21 protein-coding genes, 1 tRNA gene and 1 pseudogene are annotated in these 18,910 nt (G+C 72.9%); 18 read left to right on the forward strand and 5 right to left on the reverse strand.

The features are described 5' to 3' along the window. Positions 1 to 31 precede the first annotated feature (31 nt). From AB0B14_RS04015 to AB0B14_RS04045, 7 genes are all read left to right on the forward strand, one after another. On the forward strand, positions 32 to 190 hold the full coding sequence (locus tag AB0B14_RS04015) for a hypothetical protein (RefSeq protein ID WP_170285364.1): 159 nt from the start codon (positions 32 to 34) through the stop codon (positions 188 to 190). 6 nt (positions 191 to 196) lie between these two features. Beyond that, positions 197 to 1,072, forward strand: coding sequence for a PH domain-containing protein (locus AB0B14_RS04020; RefSeq protein ID WP_357075775.1), 876 nt, complete (start codon positions 197 to 199; stop codon positions 1,070 to 1,072). A gap of 103 nt (positions 1,073 to 1,175) precedes the next feature. Beyond that, positions 1,176 to 1,967: a SigE family RNA polymerase sigma factor gene (locus tag AB0B14_RS04025; RefSeq protein WP_357521156.1), complete on the forward strand. Its 792-nt coding sequence runs from the start codon at positions 1,176 to 1,178 to the stop codon at positions 1,965 to 1,967. After that, a complete protein-coding gene (locus AB0B14_RS04030) occupies positions 1,964 to 3,226 on the forward strand; it encodes a hypothetical protein (RefSeq protein WP_357521158.1) in 1,263 nt (420 codons plus the stop codon). The genes AB0B14_RS04025 and AB0B14_RS04030 overlap by 4 nt, the downstream gene beginning before the upstream one ends. A gap of 61 nt (positions 3,227 to 3,287) precedes the next feature. Next, complete coding sequence (locus AB0B14_RS04035) at positions 3,288 to 4,160, forward strand: PHP domain-containing protein (RefSeq protein WP_357521160.1); 873 nt, start codon at positions 3,288 to 3,290, stop codon at positions 4,158 to 4,160. 41 nt (positions 4,161 to 4,201) lie between these two features. Then, complete coding sequence (locus tag AB0B14_RS04040; protein ID WP_357521162.1) at positions 4,202 to 4,816, forward strand: MarC family protein; 615 nt, start codon at positions 4,202 to 4,204, stop codon at positions 4,814 to 4,816. Between the two features lie 44 nt (positions 4,817 to 4,860). Continuing rightward, complete coding sequence (locus tag AB0B14_RS04045) at positions 4,861 to 5,781, forward strand: PD-(D/E)XK nuclease family protein (RefSeq protein WP_357521164.1); 921 nt, start codon at positions 4,861 to 4,863, stop codon at positions 5,779 to 5,781. Between the two features lie 21 nt (positions 5,782 to 5,802). Here the strand turns inward: AB0B14_RS04045 and AB0B14_RS04050 are convergent, their stop codons facing one another. Then, positions 5,803 to 6,666, reverse strand: coding sequence for an oxygenase MpaB family protein (locus tag AB0B14_RS04050; protein WP_357521166.1), 864 nt, complete (start codon positions 6,664 to 6,666; stop codon positions 5,803 to 5,805). 72 nt (positions 6,667 to 6,738) lie between these two features. Further along, positions 6,739 to 7,164 carry a Fur family transcriptional regulator gene (locus AB0B14_RS04055; RefSeq protein WP_357521168.1) on the reverse strand — a complete coding sequence of 142 codons (426 nt, stop codon included), beginning with the start codon at positions 7,162 to 7,164 and terminating at the stop codon, positions 6,739 to 6,741. A 205-nt stretch (positions 7,165 to 7,369) separates the two neighbouring features. Between AB0B14_RS04055 and AB0B14_RS04060 the strand changes: the two genes are divergently transcribed. Next, positions 7,370 to 7,852, forward strand: coding sequence for a DUF2231 domain-containing protein (locus AB0B14_RS04060; RefSeq protein ID WP_357075751.1), 483 nt, complete (start codon positions 7,370 to 7,372; stop codon positions 7,850 to 7,852). 19 nt (positions 7,853 to 7,871) lie between these two features. Here AB0B14_RS04060 and AB0B14_RS04065 read toward each other — a convergent pair whose 3' ends face one another. After that, positions 7,872 to 8,204 (reverse strand): hypothetical protein, encoded by a 333-nt coding sequence (locus tag AB0B14_RS04065; protein ID WP_357075749.1) that lies wholly within the window; start codon positions 8,202 to 8,204, stop codon positions 7,872 to 7,874. Between the two features lie 93 nt (positions 8,205 to 8,297). On the opposite strand from AB0B14_RS04065, the gene AB0B14_RS04070 reads away from it, so the two are divergent. Then, complete coding sequence (locus AB0B14_RS04070) at positions 8,298 to 8,480, forward strand: hypothetical protein (protein WP_357521170.1); 183 nt, start codon at positions 8,298 to 8,300, stop codon at positions 8,478 to 8,480. Between the two features lie 378 nt (positions 8,481 to 8,858). Beyond that, the gene (locus tag AB0B14_RS04075) at positions 8,859 to 9,092 is read left to right on the forward strand and encodes a hypothetical protein (RefSeq protein WP_357521320.1); all 234 of its coding nucleotides are present in this window, start codon (positions 8,859 to 8,861) and stop codon (positions 9,090 to 9,092) included. Between the two features lie 14 nt (positions 9,093 to 9,106). Here AB0B14_RS04075 and AB0B14_RS04080 read toward each other — a convergent pair. Both AB0B14_RS04080 and AB0B14_RS04085 read right to left on the reverse strand, forming a co-directional pair. Next, a pseudogene (locus tag AB0B14_RS04080) lies at positions 9,107 to 9,313 on the reverse strand (FmdB family zinc ribbon protein); the annotation flags it as partial. Beyond that, positions 9,310 to 9,987 carry a 5-formyltetrahydrofolate cyclo-ligase gene (locus AB0B14_RS04085; RefSeq protein WP_357521172.1) on the reverse strand — a complete coding sequence of 226 codons (678 nt, stop codon included), beginning with the start codon at positions 9,985 to 9,987 and terminating at the stop codon, positions 9,310 to 9,312. The gene AB0B14_RS04085 and the pseudogene AB0B14_RS04080, both read right to left, overlap by 4 nt. 85 nt (positions 9,988 to 10,072) lie before the next feature. Between AB0B14_RS04085 and AB0B14_RS04090 the strand changes: the two genes are divergently transcribed. The 8 genes from AB0B14_RS04090 to AB0B14_RS04125 all read left to right on the forward strand — a co-directional run bounded on the left by AB0B14_RS04090 (position 10,073) and on the right by AB0B14_RS04125 (position 18,821). Then, positions 10,073 to 12,385: a diguanylate cyclase gene (locus AB0B14_RS04090; RefSeq protein WP_357521174.1), complete on the forward strand. Its 2,313-nt coding sequence runs from the start codon at positions 10,073 to 10,075 to the stop codon at positions 12,383 to 12,385. A 9-nt stretch (positions 12,386 to 12,394) separates the two neighbouring features. Next, positions 12,395 to 13,357: a UTP--glucose-1-phosphate uridylyltransferase gene (locus AB0B14_RS04095; RefSeq protein WP_357075738.1), complete on the forward strand. Its 963-nt coding sequence runs from the start codon at positions 12,395 to 12,397 to the stop codon at positions 13,355 to 13,357. Continuing rightward, positions 13,354 to 14,667, forward strand: a complete 1,314-nt coding sequence (glp, locus tag AB0B14_RS04100) for a gephyrin-like molybdotransferase Glp (RefSeq protein ID WP_357075735.1) — start codon at positions 13,354 to 13,356, stop codon at positions 14,665 to 14,667. The genes AB0B14_RS04095 and glp overlap by 4 nt, the downstream gene beginning before the upstream one ends. Positions 14,668 to 14,782: 115 nt before the next feature. Continuing rightward, positions 14,783 to 15,433, forward strand: a complete 651-nt coding sequence (locus tag AB0B14_RS04105) for a GNAT family protein (RefSeq protein WP_357075732.1) — start codon at positions 14,783 to 14,785, stop codon at positions 15,431 to 15,433. A 179-nt stretch (positions 15,434 to 15,612) separates the two neighbouring features. Further along, positions 15,613 to 16,395 (forward strand): hypothetical protein, encoded by a 783-nt coding sequence (locus AB0B14_RS04110; protein ID WP_357075729.1) that lies wholly within the window; start codon positions 15,613 to 15,615, stop codon positions 16,393 to 16,395. A 347-nt stretch (positions 16,396 to 16,742) separates the two neighbouring features. Further along, a tRNA-Ala gene (locus AB0B14_RS04115) sits at positions 16,743 to 16,819 on the forward strand. A gap of 352 nt (positions 16,820 to 17,171) precedes the next feature. Further along, positions 17,172 to 17,384: a hypothetical protein gene (locus AB0B14_RS04120; protein WP_357075727.1), complete on the forward strand. Its 213-nt coding sequence runs from the start codon at positions 17,172 to 17,174 to the stop codon at positions 17,382 to 17,384. Between the two features lie 174 nt (positions 17,385 to 17,558). Continuing rightward, positions 17,559 to 18,821, forward strand: coding sequence for an ATP-binding protein (locus AB0B14_RS04125; RefSeq protein WP_357075724.1), 1,263 nt, complete (start codon positions 17,559 to 17,561; stop codon positions 18,819 to 18,821). Positions 18,822 to 18,910 lie beyond the last annotated feature (89 nt).

An 18,910-nucleotide genomic window follows, 5' to 3' on the forward strand; every position in this document is an offset into this window, starting at 1 on the left:
GACCCGGCGCCGCGCGAGAGGATGGCCCGCCATGGTCAAGAAGGTCCTCACCTGGGCCGGAGTTGCATTCTTGATCTTCTTCGTCGCCTACCGGCCAAACTCTGCGGCAGACGTGTTCAAGTCGCTCGGCGGCGGGATCATGGATATTGCTCAAGGGTTCGGCGACTTCTTCACCAGCCTCGTCGCTTAACCGCCGATGGGCAGCCCCTCCGGACCACCCTTCGACCCGGACGACCCCGACCGGGAGCGTCGCGAGCGCGACACCGAGCCGATCCCGCGGATCGGGCCTGATGACGGCCCGGGTTACGGGGCCGGTCCCGGCCTGTCCGACGGTCCGTCCCTTTCGGACGACGTCGGCTATGGCGACGGGCCCGGCTATGCCGGCCAGGGCCGGTCGGGTCGAGCGTGGGTTCGTGATCCGGAGGCCGGCTACCAGCAGCCGCAGATCTCCGAGGACGAGCTGGCCGGGTTGCGCGCCGACGCGACAGGTGCGACTCCACGGCGGGTGCTGCCCCTGGAAGACGAGCCCAGCTCGCTCGTCGCCCGCTACCTCTTCCCCACCGAGCGCTACCGGGGTGAGTGGAAGCGGCACTGGATCCACCTCACCAACCCGCTGCTCATCGGCGTCGCGGCGACCTTCGTGCTCGGCTATCTCTCCGGCTTCCTCGCCGGCAACGACGTCGGCGCGCTGACCACCATCGCCGTGCTGCTCTGGTTCGGGGTGATGGGCTGGGTGGCGTGGAAGGTCGCCGACTGGTGGTATGACCGTTTCATCCTGACCAACAAGCGGGTCATGGTGGTCAACGGCATCGTCACCCGCAAGGTGGCGATGATGCCGCTGGTCCGGGTCACCGACATGAAGTATGAGCAGACGCCGACTGGTCGCGCGCTCAACTACGGCACCTTCGTGCTGGAGTCCGCCGGTCAGGAGCAGGCGCTCCGCGAGATCAAGAATCTGCCCAACCCGAACGAGCTCTACCTGCGTGTGGTCGAGGAGATGTACGAGCCGCAGGCGGTCGAGGCCCGGCTCGGCAAGGAGGCCGACGAGGCCAAGGCCGACGACGGGGCGTGAAGGTTTTCGACCGAACATCGGAGCAAGTGCGCACCTTTCGTCATGGACCAGACCGCCTCTGACGTGGCACTCTGCCAGGACGGCTGGGGTGTGGAGGTGGGCGGTGGCGAGCAGGGACTCGTTGGAGGAGCAGTTCCGCGAGTTCGTCGCGGCCCGCTCCGCCGCGCTCCTGCGCACCGCCTATCTGCTCACCGGCGACTGGGCCACGGCCGAGGATCTGCTCCAGACGGCACTGACCAAGACCTACCTGGCGTGGAAGCGGCTCGGGGGGATCGAGGCCGTCGAGCCGTACGCCCGACGTGTGATGGTCAACACATCGACGAGTTGGTGGCGCCGACGCTGGCACGGTGAACGCCCCACCGAGGTGCTGCCGGAGCGGGCCGGCGTCGACGAGATCTCGCAGCAACTCGACCGGGATCTGCTCTGGCGGCATCTCCGGCTGTTGCCCCAACGGCAGCGGGCGGTGCTGGTGCTCCGCTACTACGAGGACATGTCGGAGGCGCAGACCGCCGCGATGCTGGACATCTCCCCGGGCACGGTGAAGAGCCAGGCGTCCCGAGCGCTGGCCACGCTGCGTCGTCGGATGGGCGCCGACACACCGGACCTGACCGCCACCGCCGGCAGCGCCGGTCGGTCGGCCACCGCCGGTAACGCCCCTCGGGCGGCGTCAGCCAGTGCTGGTCGGTCGGCAGCCGGCGCCGCCCGGTCCGGTGGCTCGGCTGCCCCGAGCGGTCGGGTTCCGGCCGCCGGTGCCGCCGCCACGCCGACAGCCCGGCAGGCGGTCGACCGACCCGCGCCCCGTCCGGCCGCGCCGCAGCCGATCGGTCCGCAGGTCGTGCTCCCCTCCGCCCCGGCGGCCGTGCCCGTCGGCACGGGCTCCGGGGAGCCGCAGTGAGCGTTTTTCCCGGCGAGTCCGACAACCTGACGGACGGGCCGCGGCGTTCTTACCAGGTGCGGCCGGACGAGCTGGAAGATGCGGTGCGGGAGACCCTCTCGCACCAGGTCGCCCTTGCCCGCCCCCTGGGCGTCGACCCGGCGGGCCAGGCCATCCGCCGGGCGAACCGGATCCGGCGTCGGCGTACCGCGGCTGGTGTCGCCGTCGCGGCGGTCGTCACCGTCCTGCTCAGCGCCGGCATGGCGCGGCTCGGTGCCGAGACCGGGCGCGACGGGACACCCATCGTGGTGATCGGTGACCCGGATCCGTCCAGCCGGCCCATCCCGACGGCCAGTGTGCCCGGCACCGATCCCGCACCCGGGCCGTCGGCGGGTCTGCTCGGGAGCGAGACGCTTGTCAGCGCCGACGGTCGACGGCTGGTGCTGCACGACGTCGGGCCGGCCGAACGCGCCCAGCTCCTGCCCGGTGGCAACGGTTGGCTGGTGGTCGGCACGCCGACCGCCGCCGGCCGCTCCCTCTGGACGGTGCAGGGCGACGGTCTCGTGCAGGTGCTGCTGGCCGGAGCCGGTCCGATCGTCCTGGCAGCGGACAGCGGTCAGGTCGCCTGGCGAGACGGTAGCGACCTGTTGGTGGCGGGCGTGGTCGGCAATCAGCTCATCGGGGCGGCGCGCACCCCGGTGCCCGCCGGGGCGGTGCCCGTCCGGTTCGTCGGCGACAGTGTGCTGGTCCGACCCGACCCGGCGGAGGCCGGCCACACCCTGTGGCGGCCCGGCGTGGGGCAGTTGACCGAGGCCGTCGACCAGGAAAGCCTCAACGTCTACGGCCGGCTGCCCGACGGGCGGCTCGTCGGGCAGATCTCCACGGCCGACCCGGGCCGGTCCTGCCTGGCCCTGCTCGACCCGACACGTCAGCTGAACCCGGTCCAGACCGGCTGCGGGCCGAACCTCAGCCAGGACGGCGTCGGCGCGGTCTCCGCCGAGGGGCGGTGGCTGCTGGTGAACGGGCGGGTCGGCGAGGCCACCCGGGCGCTGCTTGTCGACCTGCGGCGGCTCGGGCCGAACACGACAGCCGTCCCGGCCGGGCCGCCGATGACCGGCGCGATCGTCTGGAGCGACGAGTCCCACGCCTCCTACCTCGATGGTTCCGGCGCGCTGGTCCGGGTCGACGTCGGCCAGGCGCGGGCCGGAACACCCGCCAGCCCCGCCGCCGTGCCCGGTGTGTCGGCCGGGGACCAGCCGGTCCTGGTGGCCGACTTCTGATCCGCGCGGTCGAGGTGGCCTCCGTGAGCCGGGCTCGGTTGTTCCTCGGTAGCGTCGGGCGGTGACCTCGCGTACCGGCTCCGCCCCGCGTATCGACCTGCACGCCCACTCGACGGCCAGCGACGGCACGCTGCCCCCGGCTGACCTGGTACGCGCTGCCGCCACGGCGGGGCTGGACGTGCTCGCGATCACCGACCACGACACCACCGCCGGCTGGGCGCCGGCCGTGGACGCGCTACCGCCGGGGCTGCGCCTGATCCGGGGCGCGGAGCTGTCCTGCCGTTGGTCCGGCACCCGGCCGGCGGTGCCGCTGCACCTGCTCGCGTACCTGTTCGACCCGGAGCACCCGGAGCTGGTGGCCGAGCTGGGCCGGGTGCGGGCCGCCCGGGAGGAGCGCGGTGAGCGGATCGTCGCGCTGCTGCGCGCCGACGGCATCGACGTGAGCTGGCCGGACATCCTGGCGGGTGCCGGCGGCGGCACCGTGGGCCGCCCGCACATCGCGCAGGCGTTGATCCGGGCCGGCCTGGTCGGCAGCACCCGGGAGGCATTCGGCCCGGACTGGCTGGGCGAACGCTACCGGCTGCCCAAGGACGACATCGACGTGTTCCGGGCGATCCACCTGGTCCGGTCGGCCGGCGGCGTGCCGGTCTTCGCCCATCCCCAGGCCACCCGGCGCGGTCGGGTGGTGCCCGACGAGTTGATCGCCGAGCTGGCCGCCGCCGGGCTGGCCGGGCTCGAGGCCGACCACGAGGACCACAGCCCGGCCGAACGGGAGCACGTCCGGGCGCTCGCCGCCGAGCTGGGCCTGTTCGTCACCGGCTCGTCGGATTTCCACGGCACCCACAAGACCGTCCAGCTCGGCGCGTTCACGACGGGCGCCGATGCGTACGAGCGCATCGTCGCCGCCGGGGTGACCGAGGTCGCTTCGGGGTGATCCGGGTATTTTGCCCACTGCGGCGCGGCTAGGTTGATCACGTGGATCTGAAGCTGTTCGGCGAGGTCTTCGTGACTCTGCTGGTGATCACCGACCCGCCGGGCATGATGCCGATCTTCCTGGCGCTGACCGGCCCGCTGCCGGCCCGCGACCGTAACCGGGCCGCCTGGCAGGCCGTCACGCTGGCGTTGGGCGTGATCGTGGTCTTCGCGGTGGCGGGGCAGACCCTGCTGGACTACCTGCACGTGGACCTGCCGGCGTTGCAGGCGGCCGGTGGGTTGCTGCTCGTGCTCGTCGCACTGGAGCTGCTCACCGGCAAGACCGACGGCCCGAGCTCGGAGGCCACCTCGAACATCGCCCTGGTGCCACTGGGCACCCCGCTGCTGGCCGGCCCGGGCGCCATCGTGGCGACAATGCTCTTCGTCCAGCAGGCCGACGGGTTCGGCGACTTCACCGCCATCGCCGTGGCGATCCTCGCCGTGATGCTCGCGGTCTGGATCGTCCTCCGCTTCTCCGGCGGCATCGTGAAGATCCTGCGCCCGGGCGGGATCGAGGTGCTCACCAGGATCGCCGGCCTGCTGCTGGCGGCCATCGCCGTGCAGCTCATCGCCGACGCGGTGTTCGCCTTCGTCACCCAGTACGTGAACATGACCTGACCGGCTCCCGCACGGTGTCGGGGGTGGGTGGCAGGATCGCAGGCGTGCGACGATCCTCCTCAGCGGGACGGCCGGCGGCCGGTGGCCGGGCTCCCCGACAGCGCGCCGGCGGCGCCGAGCAGCTTGGCTTCGAGGGCATGCCGGAGCGCCTCTTCGTCTGCACACCGAGCAAACTCGGGGCGTACGCGGACTGCCCACGCCGCTACCGCTACTCCTACGTCGACCGGCCGGCCCCGCCCAAGGGCCCGCCGTGGGCGCACAACTCGCTCGGTGCCAGCGTGCACACCGCCCTGAAAAACTGGTATGCGCTGCCCGCCGACCGGCGCCGCCCCGAAGCGTTGGCCACCCTGCTCAAGGGCACCTGGGTCCGCGAGGGTTACCGCGACGACGAGCAGGAGCGGGCCGCCTACCGGCGGGCGTTGGGCTGGTTGGAGGGCTACGTCGAGACCCTGGAGCCGGATGCCGACCCGCTCGGCGTGGAGCGGGTGGTGGCGGTCAAGACCGCCGTGCTGGCGTTCAACGGTCGAGCCGACCGGATCGACTCACGGCCCGGGCCAGAAGGGCCCGAGCTGGTCATCGTCGACTACAAGACCGGTCGCACCGGTCTGGACACGGACGACGCCCGGGGTTCGCAGGCGTTGGCGCTCTACGCGTACGCGGCCGAGCGGGTGTTCCGCAAGCCGTGCCGTCGGGTGGAGCTGCACCACCTGCCGACCGGCACGATCGCCGGCCACGAGCACACCGTCGAGTCGCTGGCCCGGCAGTTGACCCGCGCGGAGGAGACGGCCCGCGACATCATGGCCGCCGAACGGGCGGTCGCGGACGGTGCCGACGCGGACGAGGCGTTCCCGGTGGCACCAGGCCCCCGCTGTGGCTGGTGCGACTTCCGGCGGCACTGCCCGACCGGCGCGCAGGTGCCGGGCAAGGAGCCGTGGGCGGCCATGGACCGGCCCGCCGACGGTTGACCTCCGACCGCCGAGGTCGGGTCAGCCGGCCAACGGGGTGGCGGCATGGCGGGCGGCCCGCTCCTTGGCGGCCTGGATCAACGGCCCCTCCAGATAGCGACGGGGCACGGCAGCGAACGCGAGCCGCAGTGCGCGCACCGTCAGGTCCGCCGACACCGCAGTGGTGGGCAGACCGAGCCCGCCGTACATTCGGCGCGCCCAGGCCGGCAGCAGCGCGAAGGCGGTGCCGGCGATGCCCAGGTACGCCCAGCGCGGCGGACCGAGGGTGAGCCCCAACCGGGCCGGCAGGCTGAGCTTCCACGGCAGCGGCGGGGCGGTGAGGAAGAGCGCCGTCTCGGCGGCCTCCCTGGTCATCCGCAACTGCGGGCGTACCGCCTCGTAGTAGTCCGCGACCTCGGCCGCGGTGCCGGGCACGGTGGCCGGGTCCAGACCGACCAGGGCGGCCGCGCGGCGCTGCTCGGTGTAGTAGCCGTCCACCTCGTCGTCGGTGAGCGGCAGCCCGGCCCGCCGGGCGGTGCTGAGGAACGACTCGACCTCGGTGACGTGCACCCAACGCAGCAGGTCCGGTTCGTCGATGCGGAACTCCGCACCGCTGAACGGGTCGGTGGCCCGCAGCCGGTCGTGCAGCCGACGCAGTCGGGCGCCGGCCGCCTCCGCCTCGGCGGTGGTCCCGTAGATGGTGGTCGCGACGTAGGTCGAGGTGCGGACCAGGCGACCCCAGGCGTCGGTGCGGTAGTTGCTGTTCTGCGCGACCCCGGCCATCGCCCGGGGATGCAACGCCTGCAGGTAGAGCGAGCGCAGGCCGGCGACGATCAGGATCGGCTCCTCGTGCACCTTCCACGTGACCGAACCCGGACCGAAGAGGCCGAGGTCATCGGAGTCCACCGCCCAAGAGTGCCACGCGCGGGCCGACGCCGCCGGGCACGTCCCGTCGATGCCGTCGGCTCGGTCGTCGGCTCACACGTCAGCGGAGCGGCGCGCCCGGCAGCCCGGGCAGAGACCCCAGAAGGTCACTTCCGCCTCGTTCACCTCGAACCCGTGCGACACGTTCGGCTCCAGACAGGGCGCGCTGCCCACCGCGCAGTCGATGTCGGCGATCTCGCCGCAGCTCCGGCAGACCACGTGATGGTGGTTGTCGCCGACGCGTGCCTCGTAACGGGCGGGACCGCCGGCCGGCTCGATCCGGCGGGACAGCCCGGCCCGGGACAGGGCACCCAGCACGTCGTACACCGCCTGGGTGGAGACCGAGTCGAGGCGTTCCCGGACGCGCCGGCTGATCTCGTCGACCTCCAGGTGGCCCCCGCCGGCCAGCACGTCGAGCACCGCGAGGCGTGGCCGCGTGACACGCAGGCCCTTCGATCGCAGCAGCTCCTCGGCGGACATTCGCCAATGACAGCACGCGCGACCAGCATCGACAACCGTCGCCCGGCTCGGGTGCTCACCGACACAGCCACGAAGGTCAGGGGCGCGGCCCTCCAAGGATGAACCCGATCGACGCCGCGCGCGTGTGACCGGTCGAGAGCCTGGGGGGCGGCCGGCGGACCGTACGCTGACCCTCTCCTGACCATGATCCACCTGGAGGGGTTCGATGTTCGAGGAGATCCTGGGTCTACCGGCGCACGTGATGGTGGTCCATGCGGTTGTCGTGTTCGTGCCGCTGCTGGCGGCGCTGGCCATCGCGTACGTGGGGCTGCCGCGGTGGCGGCACCGGCTGGACTGGGCCCTGGGCCTCCTCGCCGTGGCCGCGCCGGTGACCGCCTTCGTGGCCGTCAAGTCGGGTGAGGCGTTCACCGACGCGCTTGTCGCCCGGGGTTTCCAGGGGCAGATCCTCGACCAGATCTTCGAGCACTCCCGCTACGGCGACATCCTGTTCCGCATCGTGGTGCCGCTCGGGATCGTGGCCATCCTCCTGCTGGTGGCGACAAGTGGGCACCCCCGGGTGCCGCAACTGCCGGCGCTCGTCACCCCCGTGCTGGCGGTGGCGGTCGTGGCGCTGTCCATCGCCGCCCTGGTCTACGTCTACCTGACCGGCCACAGCGGCGCCGAGGCCGTCTGGGGCACCACCCTCTGACCGGCGGGCAGGGCGTGACTCAGAAGATGATCCGCGAGCAGAGCAGGCAGACCACGACCACCAGCACCACGCCGGCCGCCACACCGAAGCCGTAGGTGACCCGCTGCGAGCGCTGCTCAGCCACGTCCAGGTCGGCCATGTCCTGCGGCGGCAGCCGTCGCGGCGGTGCTGGCCGCAGGTGTACGGGTGGTCGCCAACCGCTGGGCGGCGGCACACTCGGCGGCGGGCCGGCATACCCGCTCGCAGGGGGGTTGGTGGACGGGGCGGGGGGCTGGTCGGCCACCGCGTCGTCACCGGTGCCGGGCCGTCGCCAGTAGTCGTCCGGGTTGCTGCCACCGCTGGGGGTCGTCACGCCGTCCGACGCTACCAACGCGGCCGGCGGCCCGTCCGTTTCTGCACGGCGTGCCACCGTCGGCGACGGTCCGCTGCGCTAGTCTTGCCGCTCGTGAGCACCATGGACCCCGGCACCCCGGCCGCGCGCGGCGACGACGACCGCACCGTCGATCTGAGCGAAGACCTCGTGGTGCTGCCCGAGCAGACCTCCGACGACACCGACCGGGGCTGGGGCGAGCGGGCGGACGGCAACGACGACTGGCTGCTCGCCGAACGCCCTCCGCACTGGGGCTGACCGCTCGCCCCTTGGTCGGGTCGGCAGCGGTGCGCAGGTCGGCCCGGCGTTCCGGCAGGATTCGCGAGGTGACCCGGGGCGGCTCGACCAGCCCGCTGCCCGCCGCGGTGCTTGCCCGCCCGGCCTTCCGCGCTGCTTGCCCGCCCGGCCTTCCGCGCTGCTTGCCCGCCGCGCCTGCCGCGGTGCTTGCCCGCCCGGCCTTCCGCGCTGCTGCCCGCCGCGCCGCTGATCAACTCGGCTTCACGGAAACCGGGGTGTCCGCCCGGCGTGGATAGCGCGACTTTCATGAACCCGAGTTGATCAAGGTCTTGCTGCCGACCGAGGCGGGGCGGGCGGGTCAGGACGGCGGGTCAGGACGCGGAACTGGCCGCCGGTGCCTTGCCGCCGCTCGACCCGCCGGACGAGGACGACCCCGACGAGGACGACCCGGACGACGAGCCCGAGGACGACCCGGACGAGGACGAACCCGACGACGAGGACGACCCCGACGACGAGGACGAACCCGACGACCCGGAGTCGCCGCCCGAGGACGACGACTCGGACTTCGCCGGCTTGCTGGTCGCGCCGCCGGCGGTCGCCTCGGAGCCGGACGCCCGCGAGTCGGTGCGGTAGAAGCCCGAGCCCTTGAAGACGATGCCGACCGAGTTGAAGACCTTGCGCAGCCGCCCCTGACACGCCGGGCACTCGGTCAGCGGCTCGTCAGAGAAGGACTGCACCGCCTCGAGCTGGTGACCGCACGTGGTGCAGGCGTACTGGTACGTGGGCACGTTCTCCTCCGGATCTGGGCTCAGCCAGTTGGCACTCGACGTATTCGAGTGCCAATGGTGCGTCATTCGCCCCGGGTTCGTCCAGCGGACGTGTGGGGCGCGACACCGTGCGGGGCACCCGGGCCGGCGTCAAGCGTACGCACCCCGTCGGCGGGGGTGACGACCGCGCGGACACGACGGTCGTGCGGTTCCGCCGGCAGCGCCTCGACCAGCTCACCGTCGTGCAGGGGCACCACCGTCAGCGTCGCCTCGGGCACCCGGGCGAGTGCCCGGTCGTACGAGCCGCCGCCGCGCCCGAGTCGCCGACCGAGGCGGTCGACCGCGAGAGCCGGTACGACCACCAGCTCCGCCTCCGCCACGGCGGCCACCCCGAGGCGGGCCCCGGACGGCTCCCGGATACCCCGACCCGCGGCGATCAAGGCCCCCGGCCCGGTATAGGCCGCCCAGTCCAGATCCAGGTCGTCGAGGAGCACCGGAAGCAGCAACTCGGCGTCGGCGGGAAGTGCCGCCCGCAGCACCTCCGGCAGGTCCGCGCCACCCGGTTCGGAGCCGACCGGCACGTACGCCGTCAGCCGGCGCGGGCGCAGCCGGCGTACCAGCGTGACCAGCTCGGCCTGCACGCGCCCGGCGGCGACGGCCCGGGCCGGACCGCTCAGCGACCGGCGGCGGGCGAGCAGCTCGACCCGGGCGTCCCGCTTCGCCGCACGTGTCACTTCCGCTTCATCAGAAAATTCCGCCACGCAACACTCCTGACGCAACGCCTCTCCCACGGTTGCACTGTGTCAGCATCGCAAGCAACGGAGGCGGAACTTCCGGGGGGACCGAGTGACGCTACGCGGGCGGTTGACGGCAGCCTTCCTCGTGGTGGTGCTCGGCCCGGTCCTGCTCGGCGCGCTCTTCGTCGCCTCCACCGTCACCGCCGTCGACCGCAGCCGCTCCACCGAGCGCCTGGCGGTGGCGGCGTCCACCGTGCGGACCTCGGTCGACGCGCTCTGCCAGCAGCTCCGGGCCGCCGCGGACGTGGTGGCCCTCACCACCGATCCGGCCGTCGCCGCCGCGCAACTGGTCGGCCGGGGCCTGGTGACCGCGGTGCTGATCACCGACGTGGCCGGCCAGGTCAGCTACGTTTCGCCAGGCGCGCCGTCGACCCCGTGGCGGGACTGCTCCGGCCCGACCACGGACGCGACAAGTCCGGTCCGCGCGCTGGCCGCCCACGTCGACCTCCGCGACCGCGCCGGCGCGCTGCTGGGCACGGTGACCGCCGCGCAGCTCGTCGACCCGGCCTTCGTGGCCCGGCTGGCGGCGGTGACCGGGGTGGCGGTCACCCTGCTCGACAGCGGAGCGAGCGCCGCGCGGGTCACCCACACGACCGAGTCCCGCGAGGTACGCGACGCGGTGCTGGCCGCCGCCAGCACCGCCGACGGCGAGCGGGTGACCGAGACCAGCCAGGGCCGGTACGTGCGCCGGATCGGGCCGTCGGACGCGCAGCCGCTGCCCCTGGTGGTCTCCGTGCCCAGCGAGCGACCGCCGGGGCTGTACGTCACGCTGATCGGGGTGGTCGTGGTGGCCGCGTTGCTCGCCGTGCTGACCGCCTGGCGGCTGGCCCGGGTGACCACCCGGCCGCTGATGGAGTTGGCCGGCGCGGTCGACCGGGTGGCCCACGGCGACCTGACCGCCCGCGTGCCGGTGCGCAGCCGCGACGAGCTGGGCCGGCTGGCCGCCGCGTTCAACCGGATGACCCGGGAGACCGGCTCCTACGTCGCGGCGCTGACCAGCAACCGCGACCAGCTCCGCGGTCACCTCGCGGTGCTCGGCGACACCCTGGCCAGCACGCACGACCTGCAACGCATCCTGCGGGTGATCCTGCGCAGCGCCATCGGCGCCACCGGCGCGCGTGCCGGCGCGGTGCTGCTGGTGGAGACCGGCGGGGTGCTCGTCGCACAGTGCACCGAGGGGTTGGAGGGGCGCTGGCCGGAGGTGGACGCGGACGGGTCGCCGACGCTCCGGGTGCCGGTGGGCGTCGGCGTGGTCGGCGCCGTCGCCGCCACCGGGGAACCGCAGCGGGGCAGGGCGGAGCCGACCGACGCCCCGTCGGTCGAGCCACGCTGCCGCACGTACGTGGCGGTTCCGTTCGCGGCCCCGGGAGCTGTCGCGGCCGCCCTCGGCGGATGCGCCGCCGACGAGACCGGTGTGGCGGCGGCGCTCGGGGTGCTGGCCCTGTACGACCGGTTGGGTGCCGACGAGTTCGACGACGACGACCTGGTCACCCTGCGTACCTTCGCCGGCCACGCGGCGGTGGCGGTCGACAACGTCCGGGTGCACGAGGAGGCCCAACGGCTCTCCCTCACCGACCCGCTCACCGGGCTGTGGAACTACCGCTACCTGCGCGAGTCGATCCGACGGGAGGTGGAACGGGCCAGCCGCTTCGGGCGGATGCTCAGCGTCCTCGCCCTGGACCTCGACCGGTTCAAGGACGTCAACGACACCTACGGGCACGCCGCGGGGGACACCGTGCTCGCCGAGTTCGCCCGGCGGGTGCGCGGCGAGATCCGTGAGGTCGACCTGGCCTTCCGGCAGGGCGGTGAGGAGTTCGTGCTGCTGCTGCCGGAGACCGACGCGCGAGGTGCGGCGATCGTGGCCGAGCGGCTCGGCGCGGCGATCCGCGAGACGCCGATCGCCGTCGAGGCGTACGCCGGGCCGGTGCTGGTGACGGTGTCGGTGGGCATCGCCGTCTACCCGGACAACGGCAGCACCGGGCGGGAGGTGCTGGAGGCCGCCGACGACGCGCTCTACGCGGCCAAGGCCGCCGGCCGCGACACGTACCGGGTCGCCGAGGTACGCCCGGAGGCGGCGACGCGGGAGATACCGGTGCTCGCGGGGGCCGTGAGCCCGCCCGACGGGCTGCCGCGCGCCGGCCAGCCCGGGCCTGTCAACCGGGAGCCGGGCGGGCCCGCCCGGTCGGAGCCGGCGGTGGGCGTACCGGAGGGGTCGCCCGGGCACGCCTGGCCCGACTCGGCCGACGACCCGGCGGACATCGACGCGGATGCGGCCCGAACCGGGCCGGACGCGGCGCGGCCGGGGCCGGGTGGCGGCGCGTCTTCTGGGCCACACCCGCCGCGGCAGAGCCGTGGCCGATAGTCTCGCGGCATGTCGGAGCACTCAGCGAACCCCTCATCGACGGCCGCCGCGACCGGCCGTCCCCTGGCGGTCAAGGCCGTCATCCCGGCCGCCGGACTGGCCACCCGGTTCCTGCCGGCCACCAAGGCGGTGCCCAAGGAGCTGCTGCCGGTGGTGGACCGGCCGGTTCTGCAGTACATCGTCGAGGAGGCCACCCAGGCCGGCATCGGTGACGTGTTGCTGATCACCGGTCGGGGTAAGACGTCGATGGTGGACCACTTCGACCGTCGCCCCGACCTGGAGACCAGGCTGGAGGAGAAGGGCGACACCGAGCGGCTGGCCGCGGTGCGTCGGCCCAGCGAGCTGGCGGAGATCTACACCGTGCGGCAGCCCGAGCAGCTCGGGCTCGGCCACGCCATCGGGTACGCCGAGTCCCACGTCGGCGACCAGCCCTTCGCGGTGCTGCTCGGCGACGAGTTCGTCAAGCCGTCGGAGCCGCTGCTGCCGGCGATGCTGGAGCTGCAGGCCCGCACCGGCGGTGTGGTGCTCGCGTTCTTCGAGGTCGACCCGGCCGAGACCAAGCGGTACGGCATCGCCTCCGTCGAGCCCGCCGAGGCGGAGCTGACCGACATCGGTGAGGTCGTCAAGGTGACCGGGATGGTGGAGAAGCCGCAGCCGGAGGACGCCCCGAGCAACCTCGCGGTGCTCGGCCGTTACGTACTGCCCGGCAAGATCTTCGACGCGATCCGGCGGACCAAGCCGGGCAGCGGCGGCGAGATCCAGCTGACCGACGCGATGGAGTTGCTGCGCACCGAGGGCACTCCGGTGCACGCGATCGTCTACCGGGGCACCCGCTACGACACCGGCATGCCGCTGGGCTACCTCCAGACGGTGGTGCAGATCGCCGCCGAGCGCGAGGATCTGGGCACCGAGTTCCGGTCCTGGCTGGCCGACTTCGTCAAGGCCGACGCGGCAGGCGGATCTGGTACATGACCGCGACGGCCGACGCCGAGGCGGCCGCGAACGAGTTGACGCCGCTCGCCGAGTACCTGGGCAGCGTGCTGCGCAGGTTGCGTGCGCTGCCGCCACTCGACCTCGAGCTCACCCAGGCGCACGGCAACGTCCTCGCCGAGGACGTCGTCGCGCCGCACGCCTTCCCGGCCTTCGACCAGGCGGCCGTGGACGGCTACGCGGCACGCTGGGAGGACATTTCCGGAGGGGGCCGGGGCCCGAGCTACGTCCCGGCCCCCTCCGGCACGCGCGGTGGCCGGACCATCCGGCTCAACGTGGTCGGCGATCTCGGGGCGGCGAGCTGGCGGCCGGTGCGGCTCACCCCGGGCTCGTGCTTCTCGGTGGCCGCCGGGGCACCGCTGCCGGTGGCCGCCGACGTCGTGGTCCCGGTGGAGTGGACCGACCAGGGCATGGCCGCGGTGGAGATCTTCCGCACCCCCAAACGGGGGTACGGCGTGCGCCGCGCCGGCGAGGAACTGCCCGCCGGCACCCTGCTCGCGCGGGCCGGCACGTACGTGTCCCCGGCCCTGGTCGCGGTCTTCGCCGCCACCGGCATCGGGCACGTGGTGGTCCGGCCCAGTCCGCGGGTGGTCATCGTGGCCACCGGTGACGAACTCGTCGACGTGGGTCGGGGCAGTCAACCCGGGCAGGTCGTCGACGCGAACTCGCACGCGCTGACCGCCGCCGCGGCCGAGGTGGGCGCACTGGCGTACCGGGTGGGCATCTGCGACGACGACCCGGAGGGGCTGCGCGGCCTGCTGGAGGACCAGACCCTGCGCGCCGACCTCATCCTCACCACCGGGGGCACCGGCACCGGCCCCGGCGACATGGTGCGCCGCATCCTGTCCCGCCGCGAGGGCGGCCGGGCCGGGCCGGTCACGTTCACCGACGTGGCGCTCTACCCCGGCACCGCGCTCGGGTTCGGCACGGTCGGCGCCGAGGAGGTGCCGGTGGTCTGCCTGCCCGGCGACCCGGGCGCCGCGCTGATCGGGTTCGAGGTGCTGGCCCGTCCCGCCATCCAACTGCTCGCCGGCGCCGAGCCGGTGTTCCGTCCCAGCGTGCGGGCGCACCTGCTGGAGACCGTGTCGTCCCCGGCGGGGCTGCGCGAGTTCCGACCGGCGCACGTCGCCGAGCGGCGCGGTGGCGGGTACACGGTCCAGCCACTCAGCGGCGGGCCCTTCACCCTCTCCGGGCTGGCCGAGGCGAACGGGCTGCTGGTGCTCGGTGAGCGGGTCACCACCGCCGCCGCCGGCTCCACCGTGGACGTCCTGCTGCTCGACCGTCGCCGGTGACGGTTGTTCGTTCGGTCCGTTCGGTCCGTCCGCGGTCGGCCTCCGCGTCGCGTGGTCGCCGGATCACCGCGGGTCCACTTGCGCACGACACGGTCCCGCGCGGGAGACTGTGCGGGTGAGTCTCTTCGGACCCGCGCGGTCACCCGGCTGGCCGGTGGAGTTGGCCGACGGCCCGGTGTTGCTGCGGCCCTACCGGCGCTCCGACGCCGCCGCGTGGTCGGATATCCGGCGGGCCAACCGGGCCTGGCTGGCGCCCTGGGAGTCATCGTTGCCCGGCGGCTGGGACGAGCTGAACTCACCCGCCGCGTTCCGCTGGGTGCACCGCGACCAGCGACGGTCGGCCCGAGCGGGTGACGGCATGCCGTTCGCGGTCTGCCTGCGTGAGGCCAACCGGGACCGGCTGGTCGGGCACATCAACGTGGGCAGCATCGTGCGACGGGCGCTCTGCTCCGGCTATGTCGGCTACTGGGTGGACGCCCGGGTCGCCGGGCAGGGTGTCATCCCGACGGCGCTCGCCCTCGCCGTGGACCACGCGTTCGGTCCGGGCGGGCTGCACCGGGTGGAGGTCAACATCCGCCCGGAGAATCGCCCGTCGCGGCGGGTGGTGGAAAAGCTGGGCTTCCGCGAGGAGTCGTACCACGTGCGCTACATGCACATCGACGGCGCGTGGCGTGACCACATCGGATACGCGCTGACGAGTGAGGAGATCGCCGCCGAGGGTGGCCTGCTGGCCCGCTGGCATCGGGTACGCGCCAACGCCCGGTAGAGGCTGTCCCACGGACGGGATCGGCGCGGCGTGGCGGCATCCTGGTCGGCGCGCCGTAACCTCAAGTAACTGCAAGCTGCGGCAAGCGCTCCCCGGCCGGACGATCCACGCACCCAGGCGCGATCGGTGGAAGATCCTGCGGTCGGGCGACGGTTGCTCCGAATTCGGTGACGGGAGGGGTGAGGGTGCCGACCTCGGTGCTCCTCGCCGTCCTCGCCGCCGCCGGCCTGCTCGCCCTGGCCCCGGCGCTGGTTCGCCGGTACGACGCCACCGAGCGGTTGGTGGCGGAGCGGGCGCAGTCGACGGCGCGGGTGCTCCAGCGCCGCCGGCGGCGCCGTACTGTGCCGGGTCGGAGCCCGGTCCACCCTCCGCGCGCACTTGTCGTCACCCTGAGCGAGGATGCGACCACCGGAGCGTTGACCGCGCCGGTCTCCGCGCCTCCGGCCAGCCGCCGCTCCGGTCGCCTGCGCGCCGTGCCACCCGCATCGAAGCGGTCCCGCCGCCGCCCACCGCCCCGCCGCCAGCACACTCCCGCCGTCTACCGGCGTCGTCGGGTGCTCGCCGCTCTGCTGCTGCTCAACGTCGTCGAGCTGGTCGGCGTGCTGTTCGCCAGCCCTGGTTTCTGGATCGGTTTCGCGGTCACCTTCCTGCTCCTGGCCGTCTACGTCGTCCACCTGCGCGGTCGGGCCCTCGCCGGGCGTCGCCGCCGCCGCGCCCGGGCCCGGGAGGCCGCCTGGCTGGCCGCCCGGCAGGCCGAGGTGCGCCGGGAACAGGCCCGCCGCGCCGCGGCCCGCCGAGAGGCGCAGCGCCGCCTGGCGGCCCAACGCGAGGGGGTACGCCGAGCCGCGATGGGCCTGGACCGCCCCGGCGACCTGCCAGCGGCGGTCAACGGTGGCTCGGTCTCGTACCGACGGTCCGGCGGGCTTCGCGGGCGCCCCTACGAGGCCGGCCGAGGAGCCTGACCGCCAGCGCCCCGGGGTCGTGGTCGGCGTCTTGGCCGGCGTCGTGGCCGGCGTCGTGGCCGGCGGCTTGGCCTGCGCCCCGGCCTGCGTCTTGGTCGGGGTGGTGGCCGGGGTGGTGGCCGGCGGCTTGGCCGGGTGGTGGCCGGCGGCTTGATCGACTCGGGTTTCAGGAAAGTGGGGTGTCGGGGCGTCCCGGATGCCCCGGTTTGCAGGAACCCGAGTGGATCTCCGGGTGGGGTGGAGCGCCGCACCGGGGGCGGATTCGCGGTGGGGGCCGGCGACCTGTTAGCCTTGCTGCCGGCCCGCCCGGTGTAAGCCGGGTGGGACCGAAGCCGGTTCGCCGGTGGGGGGCTGTGGCGCAGACTGGTAGCGCACCTCGTTCGCATCGAGGGGGTCAGGGGTTCAAATCCCCTCAGCTCCACCAAGAAACAGCAGGTCAAGGGCGGGTTTCCGGATGACGGGGAACCCGCCCTTGAACATTTGACCGTCGTTTGACCGCCGGACGGAGGCCCCAGACCGCGGCACGGGGCGGCAGAACCTGAGCCGAACGGCTGAGCTCGACGGAGGCGGTGGCCCCAAGCGTGAGGTTGCGCAGCGGTCGAGTGCCCCCACGATGTGCGTCACCGTGCGGCTCATAGCTCCCGCCCCTCATTTGACGGGCGCTGTGCGTCGATGAAGATGTGGTTCGCTGGATGCTGAAGTAATTGCCAGCTACAGAGTGCGTCCCGGTTGTTGTGGGAAAATTGACCGCTAGCACTCCTGGCGTAGAGGCGCTGATGCCAGCACCGATCTGCGGCGCATTGATCCACCGGCACGCGAAAAACCTCTGGCGGATTACCGAACCGGACCTGGGCGTCCGCGAAACCGGTTCGGTACGTCCTGCTGCCTGGCACGGGCCACCGGGTCCGCAAGAGACCACCCACCCGACGACAGCCGCTGGCGGCTTGTTCGTGACCTTCAGCAAAATCAGAGTGCTCACCGCCAGTTGACCAAGACTGCGGCAAGTGATTGCGGCCGAGCCAGGTGGCGGTCCGGCGATGTTCCTCGTCGATCGGCGTGCCGCCGCATATCGAACGCCACAGGCCCGCGAACCGAACATCGCCGAGCCGCAGATCGAAAGCAGACTTGCCCGCAGATCGTAACCCCGCCGGTTATCATGACTCGTGCCCACACCGCACTTGATCCCCCGCCACGCCGCCGCGCAAGTCGACGCAGCACTCGCTGACACCCGCGTCGTGCTGATCAACGGAGCACGCCAAGCAGGCAAGAGCACCCTGGTTCGCATCGTCGCGGGCGACCGGCTCGCCGAGCGCCGCGATCTCGACCGGGCGCAGGACCGGGCTGCGGCGATCGCCGACCCGGTTGGTTTCGTGGACTCCGCCGAACTGCTGGTGATCGACGAGATCCAGCGCGCTCCGGAACTGCTGCTGGCCATCAAGGCGGCCGTCGACGAGGACGTTCGTCCCGGCCGCTATCTGCTCACCGGCTCATCGCGGCTGTTCGGCATGGTGGCTGCCCCGGACGCGTTGCCCGGCCGGATGGAAACCGTCGAGCTCTGGCCGTTCTCACAAGGCGAACTCGACGGCGAGCCGGACGGATTCGTCGACGCCGTCTTCGCGCTCGGCCCCGAACTGCGACACGAGTCGGACGTGACCCGCGCCGACTACGCGGCCAGGATCGTGCGAGGCGGCCTGCCCGAGGCCACGAACCGCGTCGACCCGCGGCGCCGCCAACGATTCCTTGACGCGTATGTCCAAGCGCTCATCGATCGCGATGTGCGACAACTGTCCGACATTCAGCACAAGGGCGAGCTGCGCAAGCTGGTGCGCCTACTCGCCGCCAGATCCGCGACCATCATCGCCGCCAACGCCCTCGAATCCGCCCTCGGACTGAGCCGCCCGACGATCGCACGATACTTCCAGGCACTGGAAGAGATCTTCCTCATCAAGCGGATCCCTGGCTGGTCCCGAAATCTTGGCACCCGTTCAACTGCCGCGCCGAAACTGATCTTTGTCGACTCGGGCATCGCCGCCAACGAGATCGCGACCGACGCCCGCGCACTGCTCCGGCCGGGCGCATCTTTCGGCGCATTGCTCGAATCATTTGTCTTGTCCGAGCTGTCCCGCCAGCTCACCTGGTCGGAGCAGTCTGCCGACCTCTCCCACTACCGCGACCAGAGTAGGTACGAGGTCGACGCAGTGCTCGAAAACAGATCCGGCCATGTGGTCGGGATTGAGGTCAAGGCAGCCACAACCGTCGGATCCGACGATTTCCGCGGATTACGTCGACTCGCCGACCGCCTCGGCGACGACTTCATCGCCGGCATCGTCCTCTACACCGGGACCTCGACACTGCCGTTCGGCGACAGGCTCCGCGCATTGCCGGTTAGTGCCTTGTGGCAGGTTGCCGGCCCACGGACATGCTGACCAGGGCGCTCGCCTCCGGCGGCGACGGCGCCAATGCGAGCACCCGCGCCGGCCGCGGTCCGCCGTCCGCTTGTCCGTGGCGGCCCACG

It is taken from the genome of Micromonospora sp. NPDC049171 (genome assembly GCF_040648275.1).
GTDB lineage: Bacteria > Actinomycetota > Actinomycetes > Mycobacteriales > Micromonosporaceae > Micromonospora.

Bases quoted from the DNA above. Each gene is read 5' to 3' on its own strand.
- glp (WP_357075735.1), top strand. From the start codon at position 13,354: ATGACCGCGACGGCCGACGCCGAGGCGGCCGCGAACGAGTTGACGCCG.
- AB0B14_RS04020 (WP_357075775.1), top strand. From the start codon at position 197: ATGGGCAGCCCCTCCGGACCACCCTTCGACCCGGACGACCCCGACCGG.
- AB0B14_RS04015 (WP_170285364.1), top strand. From the start codon at position 32: ATGGTCAAGAAGGTCCTCACCTGGGCCGGAGTTGCATTCTTGATCTTC.
- AB0B14_RS04120 (WP_357075727.1), top strand. From the start codon at position 17,172: ATGCCAGCACCGATCTGCGGCGCATTGATCCACCGGCACGCGAAAAAC.
- AB0B14_RS04095 (WP_357075738.1), top strand. From the start codon at position 12,395: ATGTCGGAGCACTCAGCGAACCCCTCATCGACGGCCGCCGCGACCGGC.
- AB0B14_RS04055 (WP_357521168.1), bottom strand. From the start codon at position 7,164: ATGTCCGCCGAGGAGCTGCTGCGATCGAAGGGCCTGCGTGTCACGCGG.
- AB0B14_RS04060 (WP_357075751.1), top strand. From the start codon at position 7,370: ATGTTCGAGGAGATCCTGGGTCTACCGGCGCACGTGATGGTGGTCCAT.